Annotated in this window: 23 protein-coding genes; 5 read left to right on the forward strand and 18 right to left on the reverse strand. The window is 45.1% G+C overall.

The window, feature by feature from the left end:
* Positions 1-14: 14 nt before the first annotated feature.
* Together QUB13_RS08605 and QUB13_RS08610 are read right to left on the reverse strand one after the other, a co-directional pair.
* Positions 15-380 (reverse strand): hypothetical protein, encoded by a 366-nt coding sequence (locus QUB13_RS08605; protein WP_333380070.1) that lies wholly within the window; start codon positions 378-380, stop codon positions 15-17.
* A 70-nt stretch (positions 381-450) separates the two neighbouring features.
* Positions 451-594: a hypothetical protein gene (locus tag QUB13_RS08610; protein ID WP_333380071.1), complete on the reverse strand. Its 144-nt coding sequence runs from the start codon at positions 592-594 to the stop codon at positions 451-453.
* A 204-nt stretch (positions 595-798) separates the two neighbouring features.
* Here QUB13_RS08610 and QUB13_RS08615 point away from each other — a divergent pair, with 204 nt between their 5' ends.
* Complete coding sequence (locus tag QUB13_RS08615; protein WP_333380072.1) at positions 799-1,194, forward strand: nuclease A inhibitor family protein; 396 nt, start codon at positions 799-801, stop codon at positions 1,192-1,194.
* On the opposite strand, the gene QUB13_RS08620 is transcribed toward QUB13_RS08615, so the two are convergent.
* The 5 genes from QUB13_RS08620 to QUB13_RS08640 all read right to left on the reverse strand — a co-directional run bounded on the left by QUB13_RS08620 (position 1,191) and on the right by QUB13_RS08640 (position 4,117).
* Positions 1,191-2,090, reverse strand: a complete 900-nt coding sequence (locus QUB13_RS08620) for a DNA/RNA non-specific endonuclease (RefSeq protein WP_333380073.1) — start codon at positions 2,088-2,090, stop codon at positions 1,191-1,193. The two genes, QUB13_RS08615 and QUB13_RS08620, sit on opposite strands and share 4 nt — an antisense overlap.
* Positions 2,091-2,249: 159 nt before the next feature.
* Entirely contained in the window at positions 2,250-2,501 is a 252-nt protein-coding gene (locus QUB13_RS08625; protein ID WP_333042909.1) for a CopG family transcriptional regulator, read from the reverse strand.
* Positions 2,498-3,088, reverse strand: a complete 591-nt coding sequence (locus tag QUB13_RS08630; RefSeq protein WP_333380074.1) for a ParA family protein — start codon at positions 3,086-3,088, stop codon at positions 2,498-2,500. The genes QUB13_RS08625 and QUB13_RS08630 overlap by 4 nt, the downstream gene beginning before the upstream one ends.
* 212 nt (positions 3,089-3,300) lie before the next feature.
* Complete coding sequence (locus tag QUB13_RS08635) at positions 3,301-3,786, reverse strand: hypothetical protein (RefSeq protein WP_333380075.1); 486 nt, start codon at positions 3,784-3,786, stop codon at positions 3,301-3,303.
* A gap of 139 nt (positions 3,787-3,925) precedes the next feature.
* On the reverse strand, positions 3,926-4,117 hold the full coding sequence (locus tag QUB13_RS08640) for a ParA family protein (RefSeq protein WP_333380076.1): 192 nt from the start codon (positions 4,115-4,117) through the stop codon (positions 3,926-3,928).
* Positions 4,118-4,182: 65 nt separating this feature from the next.
* Between QUB13_RS08640 and QUB13_RS08645 the strand changes: the two genes are divergently transcribed.
* Positions 4,183-4,359: a hypothetical protein gene (locus QUB13_RS08645; protein WP_333380077.1), complete on the forward strand. Its 177-nt coding sequence runs from the start codon at positions 4,183-4,185 to the stop codon at positions 4,357-4,359.
* A 268-nt stretch (positions 4,360-4,627) separates the two neighbouring features.
* Here QUB13_RS08645 and QUB13_RS08650 read toward each other — a convergent pair whose 3' ends face one another.
* Positions 4,628-5,533 carry a tyrosine-type recombinase/integrase gene (locus QUB13_RS08650; protein WP_333380078.1) on the reverse strand — a complete coding sequence of 302 codons (906 nt, stop codon included), beginning with the start codon at positions 5,531-5,533 and terminating at the stop codon, positions 4,628-4,630.
* A 79-nt stretch (positions 5,534-5,612) separates the two neighbouring features.
* Here QUB13_RS08650 and QUB13_RS08655 point away from each other — a divergent pair, with 79 nt between their 5' ends.
* Both QUB13_RS08655 and QUB13_RS08660 read left to right on the forward strand, forming a co-directional pair.
* Positions 5,613-6,083, forward strand: coding sequence for a helix-turn-helix transcriptional regulator (locus QUB13_RS08655; protein WP_333380079.1), 471 nt, complete (start codon positions 5,613-5,615; stop codon positions 6,081-6,083).
* Positions 6,084-6,317: 234 nt separating this feature from the next.
* Positions 6,318-9,275 (forward strand): Tn3 family transposase, encoded by a 2,958-nt coding sequence (locus tag QUB13_RS08660; RefSeq protein WP_333380080.1) that lies wholly within the window; start codon positions 6,318-6,320, stop codon positions 9,273-9,275.
* A 74-nt stretch (positions 9,276-9,349) separates the two neighbouring features.
* Here QUB13_RS08660 and QUB13_RS08665 read toward each other — a convergent pair whose 3' ends face one another.
* The 6 genes from QUB13_RS08665 to QUB13_RS08690 form a co-directional block, all read right to left on the reverse strand.
* Positions 9,350-9,784, reverse strand: coding sequence for a nuclear transport factor 2 family protein (locus QUB13_RS08665; RefSeq protein ID WP_333380081.1), 435 nt, complete (start codon positions 9,782-9,784; stop codon positions 9,350-9,352).
* A 147-nt stretch (positions 9,785-9,931) separates the two neighbouring features.
* On the reverse strand, positions 9,932-10,801 hold the full coding sequence (locus tag QUB13_RS08670; protein WP_333380082.1) for an SDR family oxidoreductase: 870 nt from the start codon (positions 10,799-10,801) through the stop codon (positions 9,932-9,934).
* A gap of 51 nt (positions 10,802-10,852) precedes the next feature.
* Positions 10,853-11,749: a pirin family protein gene (locus tag QUB13_RS08675; protein ID WP_333380083.1), complete on the reverse strand. Its 897-nt coding sequence runs from the start codon at positions 11,747-11,749 to the stop codon at positions 10,853-10,855.
* Positions 11,750-11,902: 153 nt separating this feature from the next.
* The gene (locus QUB13_RS08680; RefSeq protein WP_333380251.1) at positions 11,903-12,118 is read right to left on the reverse strand and encodes a hypothetical protein; all 216 of its coding nucleotides are present in this window, start codon (positions 12,116-12,118) and stop codon (positions 11,903-11,905) included.
* 562 nt (positions 12,119-12,680) lie between these two features.
* A complete protein-coding gene (locus tag QUB13_RS08685) occupies positions 12,681-14,570 on the reverse strand; it encodes a M48 family metallopeptidase (protein ID WP_333380084.1) in 1,890 nt (629 codons plus the stop codon).
* A gap of 2 nt (positions 14,571-14,572) precedes the next feature.
* Positions 14,573-14,947 (reverse strand): hypothetical protein, encoded by a 375-nt coding sequence (locus tag QUB13_RS08690; protein ID WP_333380085.1) that lies wholly within the window; start codon positions 14,945-14,947, stop codon positions 14,573-14,575.
* Between the two features lie 22 nt (positions 14,948-14,969).
* On the opposite strand from QUB13_RS08690, the gene QUB13_RS08695 reads away from it, so the two are divergent.
* Positions 14,970-15,122 carry a hypothetical protein gene (locus QUB13_RS08695; protein WP_333380086.1) on the forward strand — a complete coding sequence of 51 codons (153 nt, stop codon included), beginning with the start codon at positions 14,970-14,972 and terminating at the stop codon, positions 15,120-15,122.
* A 219-nt stretch (positions 15,123-15,341) separates the two neighbouring features.
* On the opposite strand, the gene QUB13_RS08700 is transcribed toward QUB13_RS08695, so the two are convergent.
* The 4 genes from QUB13_RS08700 to QUB13_RS08715 all read right to left on the reverse strand — a co-directional run bounded on the left by QUB13_RS08700 (position 15,342) and on the right by QUB13_RS08715 (position 22,436).
* Positions 15,342-17,642 carry a TIGR03986 family type III CRISPR-associated RAMP protein gene (locus QUB13_RS08700; protein WP_333380087.1) on the reverse strand — a complete coding sequence of 767 codons (2,301 nt, stop codon included), beginning with the start codon at positions 17,640-17,642 and terminating at the stop codon, positions 15,342-15,344.
* Positions 17,643-17,647: 5 nt separating this feature from the next.
* Positions 17,648-18,307 carry a type III-D CRISPR-associated protein Csx19 gene (gene csx19, locus QUB13_RS08705; protein WP_333380088.1) on the reverse strand — a complete coding sequence of 220 codons (660 nt, stop codon included), beginning with the start codon at positions 18,305-18,307 and terminating at the stop codon, positions 17,648-17,650.
* Positions 18,304-19,944 carry an RAMP superfamily CRISPR-associated protein gene (locus QUB13_RS08710; RefSeq protein ID WP_333380089.1) on the reverse strand — a complete coding sequence of 547 codons (1,641 nt, stop codon included), beginning with the start codon at positions 19,942-19,944 and terminating at the stop codon, positions 18,304-18,306. The genes csx19 and QUB13_RS08710 overlap by 4 nt, the downstream gene beginning before the upstream one ends.
* Before the next feature lie 101 nt (positions 19,945-20,045).
* Positions 20,046-22,436, reverse strand: a complete 2,391-nt coding sequence (locus QUB13_RS08715; protein WP_333380090.1) for an RAMP superfamily CRISPR-associated protein — start codon at positions 22,434-22,436, stop codon at positions 20,046-20,048.
* Between the last annotated feature and the right edge of the window lies 1 nt (position 22,437).

Here is a 22,437-nt window from a genome sequence, read left to right on the forward strand (position 1 = left end):
AAGCTACTGAATTATCAGCCTACTTTACTACACCTTTTGTCACAGTCAGAATGACCTTTTCTCAAGCAATTAAATAGGCATATTAATTGAGGAAGACTGTCAATGGGGCGATCTGGTATATCAAATACTCCTGGTGGAATAATTCTTTGAATATTAATTCCTTCCGACGTACTTGAAGAGTCTACCACTTCAAACTGAAAGTTTTTGATGGCATCATCTATCGGATTTAAGGAGTTATCTGAAGACTCGTCGAAAAGAGAATCAGATAATTGAACCATAGTTATTCTGAAGCTGATGAGTGACTTAATCCATTCTGTTGCAAGCTCTTTTTGCTCCTTAGAGAGATTGTCCCATCCCGGACATAAAATCTTTGCTGTCATACTGCTAGCTCCTCTAATTTTTATCTAAAAGAATAATAGGAGTAAATCAGATGCTTTATCAGCCCTGAAGTTACTTCACTCGCAATTGGTAAGCGAACTGACGAATTTCACTTTTTTTGAGGCTATCCGCTCGCGCTAGCTCGTCAAACGCCACCTGAGCCATCGCATCATCGTGCTTCGGCAACTGTCTGGTAAAACTCCAGCATACATCCAAGCTTGACCACTTCTACTCACTTACTAGAGCCTGGTTGCGGCATCAGGACGGTTCTATAATTGCTGGGACACTAAAACGTACAGGCAACGATGCTTTACACTTGGGAAAGATTATTCAGCCAGCGTTGATGGATGCGTTCGCCCCAATTCTGAACCATCCCTAAAAGTTCTAAGTTGCCTTATTTTCAGCTAACCAACAGCCGCCATGACCGACTCCATTTCCGACCAACTCAAACAAGCTTCTGAGGGCTTGCTCTTCCTCAGCGAAACCGATGCTCCCTTTGAGGTCATTCATTGGCCGGCACAGGGAGAACTCACCCCGCCAAAACTCTTGCAACTTACCGAACATCCACCCGACGCTCCCGTAGAACTGCGGACGGTTGACGAGTTCTTTGCGATCGCTACTCAAGAAGAGGATTGGCACGATGCAGAGGAACGGGAAACTGTGCAGCGGTTCCAGAACTTGGTGAGCGTGTTGAAGCAGAACCTATCCCAGTTGCAGGTTTACCGAGTGGGCAGCATTGAAATTGATGTCTACATCGTCGGGGTGACTCAAAATGGCGATTGGGCGGGGCTGTCAACGAAACTGGTAGAAACCTAATCACTGTCCGCTTTGCTTTCAAGGACTTGCTGAGTCTGGGGCGGCACATTCGAGAGAAAATTCAGCCCAGTCTCCCGCTCTACTTGCTTTACCGAAACTCGAAAGCTTTTCCATCCTTGGCCTTTGACGCTCGCATCGTTGGGCATGATGACAGCGATCGTCCTGGTATTGTTAGTGATTCCCTGCAACCCCAAGCCCTGTCTGTCGAGCACCGCGATAACTTTCCAAGTCTTTGTGGGTACTGTAATTTTCTCCTTTTTACCGATGCTGCCCTTCCTTCCCACGGGCCCGGCTACGATGTAAAGTTCCTTGCCCTGTGCCACCAATTCCCGACAATACTCTTCCAAATCGCCCCACACGCCCCTGTTGAGCTCCGGGACTTGGGGCATCATGTTAGTCATCAGGAAAGTAGCGGTGTTATCGGCTTCGTTGCGAGTTCTGTCAGCACTGGGTGCAACGTGTCCTCGGTCGTAGCCGCTTCCGCTGTAATCGTTGGGGCGGACTTTGTACCAAGCATCCGGCAGGGCACCGTCTGGGCGGAAGTTGTCTTGGCGATCGGCTGCTCCCATCCAAGATTTATTAAGTTGCCATGAAACCCAGTTAGCGGTCTTAGTTTTGTTGTTGTAGCTCATCACGTATTGCGGCTTCACCATTAAATAGTTGTTTGCGTTCGCAAAACTGGAAGCTGCATTGCTGGGATTGCCCAGCAGCAAGTTGGGGTTGTTGGTGGCCGAAGCTACAGGGTTTTGACTAACGGGTTGCTGCGTTGTGGGTTTCTGCACTCTTGGTTTAGGAGAAACTCGCGGCAGTGAAGATGGCGGGGCTGATGTTAGATTGCAGCCAGCCATCATCCCCAAAATCAGAGCGATCGCCCCCAATTGCCATATTTTCTTCATGCTGCACCGCTCCCTTACGAGTCTAGTGCCAGCTTACAACATATGCACCCAACAGTACACGAACTCAAGAATGCAGCGATTGACGGGAAAGGTAACTGCTACACATAAGAGAAAAAGTTCGCAACATTCAAATATTCAAATATTCAAATGTTTAAATGTTTAAATGTTTGTATTAGCACTAAGCTGCTGGAGGTATTGAGCAACGGACTTTTCGACAAGCTCGCTGATTTCTTCACCTGATTGTGCGGCAGCAGATTTGAGGTCGCGGTGCATTTGTTTGGGCAGGTAAACAGTAGCGCGGACAAAGTTGGGGTCTTTGCTTTTGGGTAACGCCGGAGTTGGTGCAGGTTCGAGGTCGGGTTCGCCTGGTTTGAGTTTCTTCGCCTTTAACAAATCATCAAAGCGGCTCATGGCAATATCTCCTTGCCGACAGCGGCATAACAACCCCAGGCAGCTTTGGCGTAGGCATCTTTGACAGCACTTACGGGAACCCCGGCGAGCGCTGCTTTTTGAAATACTGCCAGCCGCCTGACTTCAGCTTTAAATATCGGCAACTGGGCTTTCTCGATCGTTCTCCGAGACTCAATCCCGACTTTACTCGGAGCGGGTGGGATGAGGGTGAGCAAAATGCGGTAATTCGATTTTAGGGAATGCAGAGCTTCCACCATTTGCAGCATCGCGGTGAGGGCCATCGCATCGGGAGAACTCGGCAAAATCAGCAAGTCACACCCTTCTGCTACAGTTTTGAGTTCATCGGGGTCTGGTCGTGCAGGTGTGTCGATGACAATATGTTCGTAATCCCTGGCATATCGCACGCCTTGTTTTTCATCCACGACTTTGAACGGGAGGGAACCACGAGCACCCCAATCTAAGGCACTGCGATTAAGGTCGCCATCTACCAAAAGCGTAGGCGCTTTGGTTTGCAGATAAGCTGCTAAGTGCAGTGCTGTAGTTGTCTTGCCGACTCCGCCCTTGAATGAGGCGATTGTCACGATCATAGGTTTATCGATACGTTGATTAACTCAACTTTATCCTTTAATCATCTAAATGTCTAGACGTTTGAATGGTTGAATGTTTCAAATGATGCTGTATCTTGCCAGTTATGAGTCGGGTTGCCTCGGCTAATTAACGATAACAACGTAGCGCTCGGTTGCGGGTGATGAGAGGCGGTGGATCTTCCCACAAATCAAAGCAGCTACATCGTTCTACCTCAATTTGGATTCGGATGGTAAAAGTTGCCCTTTTTGTGCCATGCTCTTGAACCAGGATCTCGCCGTTTGCTCCATTCAACAAAGGAACTGCTGCCTTTAGCAGCAGCAGTTTCAATAGTTTCGGCACTTACTCCCAACCGTTTTGCTAGGTCAGCAGCTTTCAGGGGGCGCAGTGTTATTTGGGGCTGTTCTGCTCCAAAGTTTTTGGGAGAAGTTTTATTGAATTGGCGTTGAATTCCTGCTGTTTCCAAAGCTGCGACTCGCCCATGTAAATCGGCAATTTCCGCTCGCAGTTGGGCGAAAGTTTCCCTGGTTTCGGAAGCTACCGTTTCGGCCGAGAGCGCTGGGACTGCTTCAAAGAATTGCTTGATGATTTTGGCGAGCGCGGCACTTTCCGTTAGAGACTGCTCTACCATGTAGTCGCGCAACTTTTGGTGGTAGTCGGGCGGCAAATAGCCCACAATTCTGATGTTCTTGGTTGCCATTGGCTCTAGTTCGGGATGGAAAAGATGCTGACCGGAGTATGCCGTTACTGTGCTTTAAAGGCATACTGTAAGCGACGCTATTTTTTCTAAGGTATGCCTGTGTGTGCTACTATAGCACAATCAATTCTTAGTATGGGTTTTAACGGTTGTCATCCGTCATATCTACTATTTGGAACGGCAAGGAACCCCGCGCTGTCCAATCCAACGCACTACGATTGAGGTCGCCATCTACCAACAGCGTGGGTGCTTTAGTTTGCAAGTAAACCGCCAAATGTAACGCCGTAGTGGTCTTGCCGACTCCGCCCTTGAATGAGGCGACTGTCACAATCATAAGTTTAGTGCTGAGTTCATTAACTAGATTTTACAGGCTAAACATCTGAATGTCTAGATGATTGAATGTTTAAAGGTTTGAGTTTCCAAAAAGCCATCCATATTCTCTACGCTCAGGAGTGCAGCCAGAGCGATCGCATCCTCTTCTCAAATCTCCAGTACGTTTCCACTTTCAAAGAAGTAGCCCGTCTCTATTCAGTACCGTTAGAATTATTGACCGTGATCCGGTTCCTCAAAGATTGAGGTCAGACAATCCGGGATGATCGTCGGGACGATGCCCCAATATCCAGTGGTATTTGCGCTCGCTCTCCTGAATTGGGGTATAGCCGAGATACGGGCAAAATAGGACACGACGTAAAGTTTTATAACAATGCCGCTTTTCAATGTCCCTTCCGCCTACAGAAGCTGCCAACACTCAGTCAGCGAGGGCAGAGTAGTAATACTACTCTATTTACCAACGTAAAAGTTAAACTAAAAGTATGTTTTTATATAGTGTTATTGCAACAACAACTTATCTAGAACTTGTTTCTAAATCAGTCAAAATATTCAAAGCCTTATGTGCAACTTCTTCAGCCCTAAGCGAAGTTACTTTTTGATACCGCAATGTAGTCTGAATATTCTGATGACCCATTAGAGCTCGTAACTCCTCAAGTGCCATCAACCCAACCCTTTCAGTCGCAAAAGTATGCCGCAAGTCGTGAAGCCGAATCCCTTTAAGAGCAGAGATTGAGGCAATCTTGTCACTCCAACACTTCTGAACACGACGGTAAGATAGGCGCGTGACCCGTCCTGTAAAAGGGTGTTGTGCCGTAAACAATGCTTGTATACCAGCATCTCGCCCATACCTGATGTATTTGTTCAAAGCGATGGCAGCATCCTCACTATAAAAACACCAGCGGCGCTTGTTACCCTTACCCACCACCTGAAACTTGCGGGCAACTAAATCTACCTGCTCCAAATCCAACGCCAGAAGCTCACCAATCCTAGCCCCCGTGCGGTGCAGCAACCGAACAATAGCGTCCAGACGAGTATCATCTGCCATGAGCTCATACAACACCACAAGTTGCCCCTCACTCAAATAGCGAACAACTTGGTCTGTATCATGCTCTCCTTTATCTGCGTCAGGCTTACGCCGTTTGAGCAGGGCAATCGGATTTACCGTCAAATAACCCTGCTCCACCGCAAAATTAAACAGAGCTTGGATAATAGCCTGATGGCGGTGATGGGTTGTAATTGACAGATGTGTTAAACCCTCCAGATACTCTGACAACACCTGACGGCTGATAATCTCAATCGGCCATCGACCATACTGAGCCAACAGCGGCATCAAAGTAAACTCATAGGAGCGCTGCGTACTTTGAGAAAGCCCCCGACGCTCTAAAAATTCCGTAGCTAGTCTTGCTAAAGTAATCGTCACCGGACTTGTTTACTAAAAAATCTTGATATTTCTAGCTGTTCTTTATGTAAACTAAATATCCGGACAAAAACATATTTTTATGTACACTCTTGACCCAGACAAAGCGCCCCAACCAGGTGAAACACTAGATGGCTACATCAGAAGACTGCGAATCAGCGCGAGTATCAGCCAGCAGCAATTAGCGACGGCTGCCGGGATTCACCTGCAAAGCTTGGGCAAACTGGAACGAGGTAAGACTGGCAGACTCAATCAAAAAACCCAAACAGGTCTAGCTGCTGCGCTATCCATTCCTATCGAGTATTTAGAGGCTATCTGTTCCGGTAAACCAGTATCGTCCATAGAAACCCGCAAATTTTGTCCGCAATGCTGGACACCCGGAACTGAACCCGAATCAGTCTGGACGCTGTACCGGGCGAAGTATTGTCTGTTGTGCGGGACTCAACTGCGCGCGAATTGCACCTTCTGTGGGGAACCGCTGACTTCTTTCAAACACAAGTTCTGTCCCCATTGTGGAACTGCTTACAAAGCTGCCACCCAAAAAAGAAAGTAGTAACTGAGATATAGCCTTTCTCAGGTACGCGAGGTATGTAATAAGGCGTGAAAGTCTCGATATTCAGAGAATCTCGTCTACCTCATCTTTGTGATCAAGGCTATATTGCACCATTCTCAATAACCGCCAGAATCCTTGATTTTGCGTTGCATTAACCTCTAAAAAACCAGTTTTTTCAGACTTGTTACAAATGGTGCAATATCTCAATAGTAACCGACGCGAGAGATTATAAAATTGGCTTCCATAGAACGTACTGCTTACCCTAGATTTAAACGCTACTTCACTCCCAAAGAACTACGTGAAGTTTACACACCCACTCCGGCTGAAATTGCTTTTGGATTATCTACCACGCAAGGTCAAGTTCATTTTCTGAACTTGATGGTTTTACTCAAAACCTTCCAACGACTGGGCTATTTCCCCAAACTTACAGATATTCCTAAAAGTCTTGCCAATCATATTCGTAGCAGCCTCAGTCTACCAGAAAACATCTGTGTCGGATACGAACAATCCCGGACGATGTATCGGCATCGTACAGCAATTCGCGAGTATCTCAATGTCACCCATTTTAACCAGTCGGCCCGACACTTAGCAGTCACAACCGTGTATAAATCGGCAAGCGTGATGGATAATCCGGCTGACTTAATTAATGTGGCAATTGATGAATTAATTCATCAACGCTACGAGTTGCCCGGATTTAATACCTTAGACCGCTTAGTACGTCGAGTCAGGAATCTGGTCAATCAAAAACTTTTTTCGCTAGTATTAAGCCGATTAAGTCAGGAGTATATTCAGCGTTTGGATAACTTGCTCGATAGCCATCCAGTAGAACGTCGCAGTCCTTATAATGACCTCAAACAGTTACCCAAACGTCCAACTCGCAATCACCTGAATGATTTGCTAACACATCTAATTTGGCTGGATTCATTTGGAGAAGTCAAACCTTACTTAGAATCCATCACAGAGGCTAAAATCCAACATTTTGCAGGCGAAGCCAAAGCTTTAGATGCTGCTGAAGTGAAAGATATTGGGCAGAACAAGCGAATTACACTTCTGTTATGTTTGATTTATTCCGCACAAGTCCAAGCGAGAGATAATTTAGTCTCCATGTTTCTTAAGCGAATGCGGATAATTCACAACAAAGCTAAAGAAGAGCTTGAGAGATTGAGACAGAAACATCTGGAGACTACAGAAAAGTTAGTAGGTGTTCTCACGAATGTGCTGCAAGTATTTGTAGATAAACCTACCGATACTGAAGTAATTGCACAGGTTCAAAATGTTTTTACTCCAGCAGGGGGAGTGCAACAACTTTTGAATGAATGCGAAGCTGTTAATGCTTACAGTGGGAATAACTATCTGCCTTTAATCTGGCGATTTTACAAGAGTCACCGCAGCGGATTCTTTCGGTTAATCAACGCTTTAAAGTTTTCTTCAACCAGTCAGGATGAGATTTTAATTAAAGCTTTAGACTTTTTACTATCAAATGCTCATCGTCGAGGGGAGTGGTTGCCAGCAACAGTAGACCTTTCATTTGCTTCTATACAGTGGCAGCGTTTAATTCTGGGACGAGTTGAACAACCTACTCAAATGATTCGCCGCCACTTTGAGGTTTGTGTTTTTTCTTATTTAGCGACTGAATTAAGGTCAGGGGATGTCTGCGTATTTGGTTCGGCCGATTATGCTGATTATCGCGAACAACTTCTTAGTTGGGAGGAATGTCAACCAATGGTTACAGAATATTGTCAAAATCTTGGTTTTTCTAACACAGCTAGTGGTTTTGTAGAACAATTGCAATCTTGGCTGATGGATACAGCTAATTCAGTAGATGCAGGTGCTCCAGATAATCGGGCGGTTGTGATTAATGAATTGGGAGAACCTGTATTAAAGCGACCGAAAAGTAGTGAAGTAAGTTCTTCTGTGAAGGCTTTGGAATCGGCTATTGCTGAACGAATGCCAGAACGAAATTTAATTGATGTTCTCAGAAATGTTGATTACTGGACAAATTTTACCCGACATTTTGGTCCAATTTCTGGTTCTGACCCCAAGTTGGAACGGGCAACGGAACGCTATCTTCTAACTACTTTTACTTACGGATGCAATCTCGGTCCTACTCAGGCTGCACGTCATATGCGGGGGATAGTTACGCCAAGGGTGCTATCTTTTGTTAACCGCCGTCATGTGAGTGCCGAGAAACTAAATGCTGCTCTGACTGATGTGATTAACCGTTACAATGTTTTGAATCTGCCGAAGTTATGGGGTGATGGTAGCGCGGCGGCGGCAGATGGGACGAAGTATGATTTGTACGAACAAAATTTGCTGTCTGAGTATCACATTCGCTATGGGGGTTATGGAGGGATTGCTTATCACCATGTGGCTGATAGTTATGTGGCTTTGTTTAGTCATTTTATTCCTTGTGGGACTTGGGAAGCGGTTTATATTATTGATGGATTGTTAAAGAATCAGTCGGATATTCAACCTGAAATAATTCATGCTGATACGCAGGGTCAATCAACGCCTGTGTTTGCTTTGTCTTATTTGTTGGGGATTCAGTTAATGCCCAGAATTCGCAACTGGCAGGATTTAATTTTTTACCGTCCTAGTAAGTCAGCAGTTTATCAACATATTGATTCGCTTTTCAAAGATTCTATCGATTGGTCGCGAATTGCGAATCACTGGAACGACCTTTTACGGGTTGTTCTGTCGATTCAAACTGGAAATATTTCATCGTCTATTTTGTTGCGTAAGTTAGGTAATTATAGTCGAAAGAATCGTTTATATCAAGCTTTTCAGGAATTGGGACGGGTGGTGAGAACGGTGTTTTTGTTGCGATATATTTCGGATATGCAGTTGCGGCAGCAGATTACGGCGGTTACGAATAAGGTGGAAGCTTATCACGGTTTTTCTAAGTGGTTTTTCTTTGGGGGTGAGGGGGTGATTGCTAATAATGACCCGGAGGAACAGGAGAAGATTATTAAGTACAACGATTTGATTGCGAATGCGGTGGTGTTTCACAATGCGGTTGATTTGACGGATGTGTTGCGCCAGCTTAAGCGTGAGGGTTATTTGGTGGTGCGAAATGATGTGGCGGCTTTAAGTCCTTATTTGACGAGTCATATCAAGCGGTTTGGGGATTATCTGATTGATTTGGATGCTGTGCCACAGGCGTTGGACGAGGAGATGGTGCTGACGTTTTGATCCAATAACGAGCGCCTCGGTTCGGGGTTTTGTTACAAAACTTTACGTCGTGTCCTATTTTGCCCGTATCTCGGCTATACCCCAATTGGCAGGTCGTTAATGCTGGCAATACGCCACCGCATGAATCCGTGTTCGTCGAACTCCCAATTTTCATTACCGTAAGAACGGAACCAGTTGCCGGCATCATCATGCCATTCGTAAGCAAACCGGACAGCAATTCGATTGTCCCGAAAAGCCCAAAGCTCTTTGATAAGACGGTAGTCCAATTCTTTAAGCCACTTACGGGTCAAGAACTGTACGATCGCATCACGGCCAGATAGAAATTCTGAGCGGTTGCGCCAAACGCTATCCAACGTGTAAGCGAGCGATACTTGTTCGGGGTTACGTGTGTTCCAAGCATCTTCTGCGATTCGGACTTTTTGGATGGCGGATTCATTATCAAAAGGCGGCAGGGGCAGTCGAGGATTTTCGGGGTTTTTCATAGTGCGGTAGCGTAAAATAAATAGCATTTCAAGTGTTTCTATGAGCTAATTTCCACCTAAAAGGGGCGCTTTACTCTGGTTTATTTCTCCCTCCCTCATTGAGTATTTTGAGTTGAGTCCAAAGTGGACTGTACATAGCCCACTTGGAAGATTACCGGCCACTTTTAGGGCGCTTCAAATCTGTGCCATACCGCCATCAACAAACAGCTCGATGCCGTTAACAAAGCTGCTGTCGTCACAGGCGAGAAAGACTACAGCTTTGGCAATCTCATCGGGCGTTCCTACTCTTCCCAGGGGGATAGCGCTGGCTTGGCTGTCTATGAATTCCTGCACCTGTTCCTCGCTCAGCCCCAAGCGATCGTAACCAGGAGTAGGAACTACGCCAGGACTAATGGCGTTCACCCGGATCTGGCGCTCTTTGAGGTCGAGAATCCAATTACGGGCAAACGATCGCACGGCGGCTTTGGTGGCGCTGTACACGCTGAAGGCTGGAGTACCTACGGTAGAAGTAGTCGAGGCATTCAGAATGATGGAAGCGCCTTCTAGTAACAGAGGCAGTGCCTTCTGCACGGTGAACAACAGACCTTTGACGTTAGTGTTGAACGTTTTGTCAAAGTGTTCTTCGGTGATCGACCCGAGTGGGGCGAGTTCTCCACCGCCAGCATTGGCGAAGAGCACATCTAGGCGACCTTGCTCTTGCTCGATTGTGGCGAACAGGCGATCGAGGTCTGCCAGATTAGAGACATCGCTCTGAACACCAGTGACTTTTTCACCAATCTCTTTCACGGCAGCATCGAGTTCAGTTTGACGACGACCTGTAATGAAGACATAGGCACCTTCGGCGACAAAGCGCTTAGCAGTGGCAAGACCAATGCCGCTAGTACCGCCCGTAACGAGAGCGACTTTTCCTTCTAGTTTTTTCATTTTGGATGAACCCTGTGCTTGTTGAGTTTGAAAGAGCCGTCCGAACAGCTCCTGGAAAATTGGATTTGCCCCGGTAGAAGCTTCAAATGCTTGGATAGAAAGCTGTAGGAGTTTGCTCAAAAACGAATTCGAGAACTCTCAGCTATGCCACTGCAAAACTTAATGCGTGTTTCACAACGGCTGTTCCCTTTGATTCGGCAGCTCTTCTGGCAGCGGGATAAATTCTGTCTCTTGAGGAACCTGAGCAAACCTTCCCTCTCTCCAATCGAGTTTGGCTTGTTCAATGCGCGAGTAGCGACTCGAAACAAAATTCCACCACTTATGCCGCTCACCAACTGGTTCGCCGCCAATCACAATACAGCGAGCCGTGCCTGAAGCAGAAATGTTTGCCGATATACCTGAAGTTAGAACCGCCAACCGATGCTGTTCTAAAGGCACTCCATCGATCGCAAGCCCCTCTGTTACGCTGTAAACCGCCTGTTCGCTGTAATTGCCCGGTAAGGTAAATTGCGAGCCTGGAGTCAGTTGCACGTCCAGATAAATCATGGGTGAAAATGTTTGAACTGGGGAAATGCGACCGTAAGCCTCACCCGCAATCAGGGTGAAGGAAACTCCTGCATCCTCCCAAACAGGAAGCTCAGAAGCTGGATGGTGCCGAAACCAAGGTTCTGTTTCTTCGTATTCGTCGGGAAGTGCTATCCAAGTTTGGATGCCGTGCAGGATGGCTTCTTTGTTGCGATCGTCGTCTGGCGTGCGTTCCGAGTGAACAATACCTCGCCCTGCCGTCATCCAGTTCACCGCACCGGGACGGATTTCTTGAACGCTGCCGACACTATCGCGGTGCAGCAAAACCCCTTCAAACAGGTAGGTGACGGTTGCCAAGTTGATGTGCGGGTGCGGCCTGACATCGACACCCTTACCTGGTGGAAACACCGCAGGGCCGAGATGGTCAAAAAAGATAAAGGGGCCAACCAGCGTTAGAACGTCTGAGGGAAGCAGGCGGCGGGCTTGGAATCCACCCAAATCTTGAATGTGCGGCTCGATGAGATGCTGGATGCTATCCGTCATGATGTTGGTGAAGTTGCGAATGCTAAGCCTGTGTCAAGAGTGCATTATAGAAAAAGCTATCCCTAGAAAGTTGTATCGGTGAGTATTTCAATTGTTTAAACTTTCCCAACGGAAAGCCGTTGTAGAGTGTCGAGTTCTCAAGCAGCTTTCTGGTTACGAGACAATGGAGAGTTCGTCAGTGACTTGAATCCGACCTTTGACCAAGGAGCGGATCAGGCGGTCGAGCGAGCCGCGTTCTTCTTCGCTGGTGGACTCATCGAGGATGGCAGCCATCATGCCGTAGCGGTCAGCTTTAGTGAGGCGGTGAGTATCGGTGACAGTGGCGATGATTTCGTTGATAGCGCCGGGGAGAAGGTTGAGTGGAGACATGGGATTGTTTTGAACTCGACACCTCAATCATCTCCTGGTTTCCCTTAAGAGCAAGTGATGGTGCTGCTATTTCCTCAGTGATAATACCGAAGGTCTTGGGTAAGCCGCGTCCGCGTTACAAGTGATGGAAGTCACAATAACCCAGTGGAACTGCGGAGCAACTAGGGCTTGCTGAAGAAAAGTAGAAAGCCTACCAGATAAGGGGTTCAAGCTTTTGAAGCTCGAACAAGTGCAAGTTATAGGATTATAGATGCTCAAAACCCTTGCACTTTCGTTGTTCATCTCTGGCTAAATTTGGGAATTTAGCAATAAACCTACGATTTTTCAAGTTGTGTAGCCTCGTTTTTCCACTACTTACACTTTTTCAGCAAGCCCTATTTATGTCTGACTACTTATAGGATTTGGCATACAACCAGCAAATTCGAGAATTAAAAAGTTTAAAGAAAAAGTTCACTGTTGCGAAAAAGTTTTTCTTTAAGGTCACAGACAGAGCTGCGCTTTACAGTAATCGCGGACGATTTTTTTATGATGATTTTAATTGATGTTTTTCAATTTACTAAAACTAACGCCTGTAAATGTTTGAACCAGGAATCTTACGGAGTTTGCCTATTACAGAAGTGCGGACTGTTAAAAAATACTCTCCTGCCAAAAAATCAATTTCGCTAGCCAGCTTCTCCTCAACTTTAACAATAGAGTGTTCCCCTTGTAACTCATTGAAAGAGAATTTGTACAAAATTACTAGGAAATATGTTGGTACACCAGGCAATTCTTCGACAATTTTTTGAACCAGGTACGCTTCTTTTATCTTGTGATGTTGAGCTAGTTGTTGGCGTAGGTGACTGACAACTTCTTCTCCTAGTCCATGCGGCTCAAAACGATTTCTAGGGCTAATAGTACCTCGTTTTTGTTCTATGGTTTTAGCAATGCGGCTAGACTTTTTCCACTTAGACAAGAAAACTTTCGCCTCTTCTGTTTTGCCTTGCGAGCCTAGCTCGCTGTAGATCGTTGCGTAGCAATTAGGAGCAGTTCTTGGATCGAGAGTGGCAGCTTTTTCGAGAAATTGAATACCAGCAAGATTCCCCTCAGCTAGCAGCAAAGCTCCATAAACTCGATTAGCCGGAGCATGGCTATCGTTAAGCTTGATTACTGCTTCAAAGTAGGGCAAAGCTGCTTGAGAACCATCTAACTCATTGGTGTAACAGGCTAATTTCCATACTTCATCGGTCGTCAGCGGTGTCGCTTCAGATTTCTGCATAAGTTGCTTAGCTGCCTGTCGAGTTTCTTGAATATAGGCATATCGCTGTCTCCAGGGAGTTTCTGAAGCTATCTTCCAATTTTGGTCGAATTGCGCTGTGTACTTTTCCAAGTATCTGCCCAGCAATTTTTCAGCAGCACTGAGAGCCACAGGTTTGGGTAGTAGTATTTGTTTGGGGAAATTGGAAGAGTAGCCGAGTGCAGCGAGGCGATCGTGCAAACAGGGATGGGTATCTGCGAAGTTTGTCTTTTCGTCGAAAGCGGTTTCCAGCCAAGATTGATAATTGTTTGATTCAATAGGTGTTTTTAAATGAGACAGCAGTTGAGAATATACCCTTGTGGGCGCTTCAATCTGATGCTCAACCTGTTCGTAAACATCTTCCCAGTAATAATGTAGTTTTTGGCTTTGCAGTTTTACGTTCAAGAGTGCTTCGGCAGCTTGCTGCGGACTTGTTTGTTGAGCGGCACAGCGATCTGCCTCATATTCATTCAACCGTGCTAACACAAAGGAATAAGCATAAAAAAACGGTGCGTACCAGTTAAAAAAAGGTTTAAACAACCATGTTGAGCCATGATTACCGCCATTTTGTAAACCGTCTAAAACATTTATCCAGGATTGGCGTACCCTGTAAATCCAACCAGCAAACCGAGAATGATTGCCAGATAAATGCCCAAATTCATGGGCGAGAACAGCCCGAAATTGATGGGGCGAAATCGCTTGCATAAAAGGTAATCCCAGGATGAGATAGCTTTCAAAACCACCTAAAATGCTCCATCGTGGAACTTGACAGACAGATGCATTGAACTGATCGGTTAACAGAACGTGATGCAGAGTTGGAACTTTTAGCTTACAGGTAAGGTCATCAATAAGTTCAAACAACTGAGGAAATTGCGCTCGCTCCAATCTGATTCCATTAGGAGGTGGAAACTCGATCCAAAGCGATTTCAGAATAACAGCTAAAAGAAAAATCAACAAACCTATTAGTTGAATACTACCCTTCCCTATCTTTCCAGTCCTTACGATTAGCCATAATAAACCCACTAATAGACTAATTGAGCCTGCCAAAATGATAAAAAGATAAACGTATCCCAGCCCAGCCAGCATCATAATTTGCAGGCGATAGACTGCTGGATGGCGATTGGCACGGGCTTCTATTTTCTGAATAAGTGTTTCGTAACGCTCGCTATTCCACAACACCACTAATTTCTCCACATTGCTTGTCTGTATATAAAATGCCATATGTCGAGTAACAAATTAACAGACCGCAGCCACCCCAAGGGTGGCTCTGCCTCTGAGAACGGCGAAAAGTAGCGGCACAGAAGCTGAGAATCGGCGATCGCAGCGTCAGGCGTCTGATGTAGAGGTGGCAAGAAGCAGGAGTATTGACACTGACAGTTTAAGCTAACACACATAAAAACAGGTGTGCAAGCACCACCATTCCTTGTATCGCTAGCAACAACACTCACAGCATCACTAATAGGGGAAACACCACCAACACCGTCAACACTGGAAGCTGCATTGCTCACTGTCACACCACCGCAGACGGAAGCATTTGCACCAGACCCTGTACCCATCTAATCAAAAGAGCCTAGCCTGATGAGCAAACTGCAAGCACCCGATAAAGAAGCGACGGTCAGGTTTACTGTGGATATGTCTGAAACTCTGCACTGCAAGCTGTCGATGCTGGCTGCTAAGACGGGGCGCAAGAAAGTGGACTCTTGGTGCGGGTGCTGTTGGAGGATGGGTTGAAAAAGGAGGCGTAGGGGTAAGGATTCTCTTGATATTGTGCGATCGCTGTACTTGCAGGGTGGTGAGCGCGGTAGTCCTGCATAGCAATTAAAACCCTAAATTTTCATGGCTATGCAGGACTACCTAAATGGCGATCAAGGGTAAATCCCACTGTTCCTGTAGTAGGGAGTTCAGTCCCTCATCTCCGAGGAAAGTCTAACATCGCTGCTGCGAATCTGGTCAATTAGGAACATAAGGCAAACCTTGATCTTCTACCAGAAGTGGTAGAGATAGTTTGAAGCCTGTAGTGCTTTCATTCTCTGTAAACCATCTAAAATTCTCTCCATTGGGCTCGGGGTTTTGTTGCAACCTGGGATAGTGAATGGGTTTATCATCGTCAAAGCCTTGAGCAGATTTCAGGAATGCTGCTACAAAAGAGACATCCTCAAAGTTAGCTTTTTCATAGGCTGTTTTAACAGTCTCCTTAAACTTTTTAACACAACCTAAAGCTTGACTTTGTTCTGGTTTTTCCTCTTTTTTCAGCGACTCGTAGAACTTACGCCAGTCTTGCCCCGTTCTCAAATCAGTTTCAGTAATTTGAATTTTAACGCTGCCCAAACCTAAAGGTTTCCCACCTCCTAAACGATGAAATAAGTTAGTAGCGTTCTGATACTTTGGTAGATTCAGCAACCACAATAGCGCACCTAATTCTACTTCTGACAAATTGACAACATCTACTTCAAATTGAAATTCAACTTGAGGGTTCACCCAAGCTTTTATTGAACGGTTTTGGTCATCCCTCTGTTCTTCACCGTTCAATTTAGGTCGGCGGTATTCTTGGCGAAAACCTTTGCGCTTCGTCCTATCTTCCATTGGACTGTTCCAGTCGCCCCTCTCTCCTGTTCCTCGATGGTGAGGATAAACTTTGCGACCGCGCAAGTGTTGATTTTCACTATATCCTGCTTCTTTATTCTCACCTCGTCTTAGAGGGGTTCCCTGTTCGTCTTGAGCAATATAAAATCGCGCTTGTTGCGGTTTTGGCTGTCCGAGAATTTGTAAAGGCAACCCCTCTGGTGAAAATTCTTGAATATTATTTTCCTCCCCCCGCCAACACCTTGTATAGTGTACGCCACTAATTCTAAGCTGACCTTTATAAGCACCAGATCCCTGTTGGTTAACCCATCCAAATACCCTGTCTGCTGGTGATAAGTCTTGGAGGCTAGTAGCAGGTTTTAGTTCTTCTGGCAATAAACTAGCTGGATTCAATTCATAAAAATCTCTGGGAATCATTACTGGATATAAATCTTTGACTTCGTACTGATTCCCCCTCATTCTGACATGAGCATAACAAAACGTTCCCTCAGATAAATTCCTTTCTGGTTCACCGCCAATAATATGACGCGACCAATGCGAATGATTAAGTGCAGGTGAGCATGGCAAACCCTGTCTAATTTCTTCAGCGTGGATTTCCTGATAATCAATAATTAATTTTGACCAGTTTTCTCTTAACTGGGATGTCAAATCAACTTCTAAAAAATTGTTATTAACGGTGAAAAATACTCGCTCGTCGTGCTTGCCATCAATATTTTTATTGGTAACGCAGACGAATCCGGTAGCTTTAATCATCGGTTTGCCTGTTGGTTGATAGTTACCGCCATTCGATTGTTTTGGTGTGGGTTGTGTACCAATAGAATTAGAATCATCGTAACGAACTATTTTCCTGACTCGCCAGTGTGTAAAGATTATCCTGCCATCTTTTTTTATTTTTTGATATTGTTCTAGCCAAACTGTTACTTTTTCACCGTGAGACGGTAGCGCATTACTGACTTCATATTTAACCGCAAATGGAGATACATTTTTGTCATTTTTATTGTACGTTGGCAGCCAAGCGGCATACATAACCTTAACCATGCCGCTTGGTTTACCATCATTATCAATTTGAGATGTACCAGGATATAAGCGAATAACTAATTGTTCATTACTATTTTTTTCAATCCGCGCTGGTACCATTTCTAAACCGATATTAGCTGGCATCCGATAAGGTAGGCGATCGCCATGTTCCTCAAATACTCCAAACCGAGAATTAGTGATAGCTTCATAGGCATTTCTCAGCATCCCTTTTATCGAGGTTGGTGGCAAATAAGGTTTGCCATTAACACAACGCAAAGGGTAAACTTTATGATTCTTTACCCTTTCCTCAACCTTAGCTGCATCAGGAATTAACAGGGGTGTAATCGTAGTTAAAGTACAAGTGATTTTTCCGCTCCAATAACCCTCGCGGTAGCCGTCATGTCCAATAGGTTCTCTGTCTCCTAAGTCCGCATAGTTGGGGCGCGGCAGAGTCGGTATAAAATTATAGGGGTTGTGAAAATCCCCTGGTATATTTTTAGGTTGTGAAGATTGCTTTGGTTGAGCGCTGACTTTTTTTTGAGTCCCTGAACTGGAGGACGTTTGGGACGGTCTTTCTACGGCTTTATCTGGAGAACCTTGCGATTTATTGCCGCGTTCCCAAGCTTTACCGGAATAGTTCTGGTTTGCCATTAGACTTATTCTCCGCGATAAGATTTGAGTTCGATTAGTCTTTCTTCTACAACTGCCATATTCCCATAGCAGTCAACTTTACCCTTATATTCTTTGGCGACAAGTTGCACTCTGTGCTTGGGTTTAACTCCCGAAATAGGAACGTATAATTTTCCAATGCGAGCAGCCGTCAAACAACTCCATTCGTTGTTTAACTGAATATTAGTTCCTTCGCCCCACAGTAAATAACTGATGGTATCTAAAGGTTCTAAATTCTTCATCGCATCGAGAGCGAGTGACCAGTCTAACCCTGGTAAAGTTTCACTTTCTGATAATATGACTGCCGCACCCGTGCTTCCAGATTTCAGCCAGCGCAATTCAGCATTGGCGTTAAAAATCCGCGCCTCGAAGACTAAATTGAGTTGCATATCTCCTTCAAAGTCGCGCACGGTTGTAGTATTGTCCACTTGTTGTTTTATCAGTTGACCAAATCGACACCAAGGAAGGCTGTAAAATAATCCGATCGCGCCTTGTAACGCCTCAGCACAATCATCGATCGCCCCCATTAACTCGACTTCATCTTTCCTCCAAGCATACAGCGATGTCACGAGATTAGCACTGCGGTCAGGTACCGAATTCCTGTCGTTTGCGACTTCATCTTTCCTCCAAGCATACAGCGATGTCATGCCGGCACCTCCTTACTATTGCAAACTATCCAAGCACCCCAATCGCGATCGATTTCCTGCAATAAACCTTCGCCCAAGTCAGCAATGTTTGTCCCCGTATAGTTAACACCCCGCTCTAACGCTTGCAGGATCGGTGGCTGAATGCCATCTAATCCCTTTCCTTGTATGGAGATTTGGGTAACAGCGAGCGCCCCCATGCCCCGGTTAACGCCATATCCCAAGGGAATGCGCCCCTCAGATAAGTCGCGCAGCGTCAGCAGGAGAAGGGCGATCGCGCACAATCGCTCATTTTCGGGAATGCGGTTGAGGTTTAGCGTCAGACGCAGGGGTTGCCATTCCACCCCAAACGGTTCTAAGGCGCTGTAAAGCATGGATTTCGCAGCGCCGCCCGTCCAGCGATCGACGGCAACGTGGTAAGCTTGTTGTGTTTCGCTCAATCCCGCTTCAGTGAGAGCCTTGAGAGCATTTTGCAGTTCTTCGCTATTTGTAGCTTGGGCGATCGCTTGCCATTGTTCGCTCTTTATGCCGAGATTGCCATAACAATCTTCTACTACTAACGCACTCAATCCCGGCATTGGTTCTTTACTGAACTTGCCGTTATTTTCAGCACTTTTACCAGTACCGAATAAAGTGACAATCAGTGGCAATTCTAGGCGACTAAAAAACTGCTGTTTCGCCGGGTTAATTTGAGACTCAGAAGTTGAATCTTCGCTGCTAGAATTGTCCTGATTTGTTACTGGTATTTTTTCCCTTACTCCCAAGGTTCTGACAATTCTTTCCGCTTGAAAGCGCAGCGCTCCTTTCAGAGAACTTCCCGGCAATGTCAAAGCGAGAAAGCCATCAATACTACTTGTCAAAGGTAGAATATTCACGGCTAATCCGTCTGCTTCTGCTTTTACCATCACTGGGTCTTTTGGCTGCCACGCAATATCAAAAATTAATTTAGGCAGGTAGTTTAGGTTTTGAGGTAAGCAATAATCCCGCCCAAATTGGTGACTCGAATGTTTTTCTACTTGTTGCTTTATAACCTTTAAAATGTCGGCTGCACTATCAAGCTTTTCTTCAAGGAGTTTGGCTTTTTCTTTAATTTTAACTCGACCTAACCCCCGACTTTTAGCAGCCCCGAGACGAATCTCTTCTGAGTTTAAGGCTGCTATTAAAGCGTCCAATGCTGCTTTCGCTTCGGTTTCTTCTGGTTTCCCTAACGCTGGAATTTCCACTGTCAATTCTAGGGGAAAGACTGTTCCGCGAGGAATGATAGCACGATCGAATTTAATTTTATCCGCTGCTGCACCTCGATGGCGATCGATGCCAACTCCATCTCGAATTTCTGCGATTGCATTTTCTGGCAGCACCGAATCTTCTACTAAAATAAAACTTGCCGAGCCTTTTTTATCATCTCCCGATTTGAGAATTGACCCCCAGAGATTTTCCGTCAGCACTTGACCTAAATTTTCCCACATCCAGTTACGCAGCGCTCCAGCTAAACTCGTGCCAGGAATATAATAGCGCCCCTGACCGTTGACAGCCAACGGTAAATCAACTAAAGCATTATTGCCCATGCCGCCAGCGTGAATGGGACTGGTTGCTTCTAACTCGGCATACACTCTGAATCTTTTTTTAATTGCCCTAGTCATGTTTTTGATACCTAGTTAGGTACTGCCTTTTTCTAAGATAACACATTTTGAACGCTAATTTTCTTGATTATTAACCGTTTTTTTGACTAGATAAAGACTTCCTAATTTGAGTTTTCCACCTCCCGTTTGTGAGCGCGAATGCAAGCATCTATTAGCACCTGCACCGCGTAAACCCACAGTTGACTTTTGATTGTTTCATCTCCACTTTGAGTGATCGTCAAGTCAGATGAATTCAAGTTAAAATGCTGCCAAACCTTTGAGGAGTTTGTCACTAATTCTTTGATTAATTCAAGGCTCTCACCCCATTTATCCTTGCGATTTTCAACTTTTTCCTTTTCTACTGCTTCAATCCACTTAATAACTCCCTCATCATTTGGCTTCTGCAATTTTGCCAATACCGACCGCAAAGCACCCAATTGAGATAAAGAAGGCTTACTCTTTTTCTGACTATTTTTTTCTTCTATTTTCAAGCCAAGTATTTTTTCCCGATTCTCTTTCTTTGCAGCTAATTCCAAAGCTTTATTTTCAATCGCTTTTCGCCATGCCTGTTCTTCAATGAGTTGGGCATACTCAAAAGCTGCATCCTTATCGGAGATTGTCGGACTTTTAGAATCTGCCTTATCCGGTAATTTTTCAGAGGCAATGGTAAATTCATTTTGCATCAGCAAAGAGTCATTAAAGCAAAGTTGACCGTAACCTTCAGCGCGACGTTCTCCAATGCCAGATGCTTCCAAAGCTCCTAAAATTTGTGAATCTAATTTACCTCCACTAACTTCATAAACAATGCAAGTTCCGGCAGCTAATCCCACCAATGACGGGCGCGGTAAGCCCCATTTATTGTGCCAGGATTCCGTGCGGTTTTGTCTGGCTATTACTGATAGTTTATCATCTGTGCGGTTTTGTCTAGCTATTACTGATAGTTTATCAGATTCAGATGTATCGCGTTCTTTCAAATCAACTTTTAATTCTTTCTCTAACAATTCTTTGAAATCTGTTAAACTAGCAGTAGGTCGCAGCCATTTATCCCGCAGTAAAACATCTGATAACAGCCAGACTATCAGAGGTTTAGTTTTTTCTACATTGTTTTTTTCCTTAGAACAAGATGTTAACTCACCATCTACTTTCAACTCTACCAAACCATAATCATCTTTATTAGCGCGACCGATGCGGTAAGTTCTATTTAACGATTGCAACCAATCTAAATTTTTAGCTAAGTCTCCCCGCACTCGCAATTGAGATCGGAGTTTAGTGCCTGGTGAAAGAGCTTCATAACTATAAACACCACCTACTCTTTCTGTCGGCCGCTGTACTTTGTCATCAACGGTGTTGTGAGTGGCAACTTCTTTATTAACTGTTTTGATACCTAACTTAACGAACTCATCGCTCGCGCCCACATATCCGCTGCGAGAACCCTTAATCTGTGGCTTATCAGATGGAGAAACTTGCAGTAAATTGTAGAATTTATCCTTATTCAACTTTTCCGAAAATAGTCCCAGAGGAACAGGTCTTCCTCTAACCCCTTCTACTTCCAAAAAAGCATGAGTTACTAATAGATTTCCCTGAGATATCGCTTCCCCTATATTGGGATTTGACTGTCGCAATTCTTTACTGAGAATGGGCAAAAGATGAGTTCCGGGCAAGTAATCCAATGTTTCTACTACGTTGCCCACGGTACGCTTGTGAACCAGCAACGGCAATTGTAACTGCAAAACTAAATCAACATAATACCAATCATTGTGAGTTTGAACAGATTGCATGGAAATTTGGAAATTATCAACCTGTATCTCTGGCGTTTTTGGTAATTTCTGCTTTTGTTCAATAAAATTTTCCAACCACTTTATAGCTGAATCCATCTGACCTTCTAAAGTGATTTTACAGCGCCCCACTCCGCGCCGCCGCTTTGCTCCCAACCGCTCTACAAAAGCGGCTCCGGCTGCTAGTAATGCCTGGGCTAAAAGCAATTGTTCGGGGTTTAATTTGCTCTCATCTAATGTACAAGTAGCATTTAGTAAACTACCAGAGCGCACTACTTCTTCAAAACGCAAGAAATCAGTTCTAGTACAGCCAGTGGCCGGGTCAATGCTGATTCCTGGTTTAATGAAAGTCAGAGCTTCTTTGAGTATTTCCTTCCCTGTTAAAGCGTTTCGTAAAGATTTCGGTAATTCAGCTTTCCGCACGGAAAGAGCGGCGGCAATTGGCTGTTCTATGTGTTCTGGTAGCGGTGAATTACCGTCTTCTTGTGGGAGTGCTGGCTGCTCCCCGAATAAATAATCAACCCACTTTTGCCAATCATTATTTGTGCCTCCCCCATCCAAACTCCACGCTACTTGTTCGCAAGCATCGCGCCAAATACCCGTTAAAGTTTTAGCAGGAATAAAGGGCAAATCGGCTGCGTCCCGTTTCACTAAGCGGTCAATATTTCCTGGCTGCCCCGTTCCCGAACCAATGTGCCAGTCACTTTCCATTTTAATAGTTATCTGATATTCTGCCACG

The organism is Microcoleus sp. B4-D4, assembly GCF_036705185.1.
Taxonomy (GTDB): domain Bacteria; phylum Cyanobacteriota; class Cyanobacteriia; order Cyanobacteriales; family Microcoleaceae; genus Microcoleus.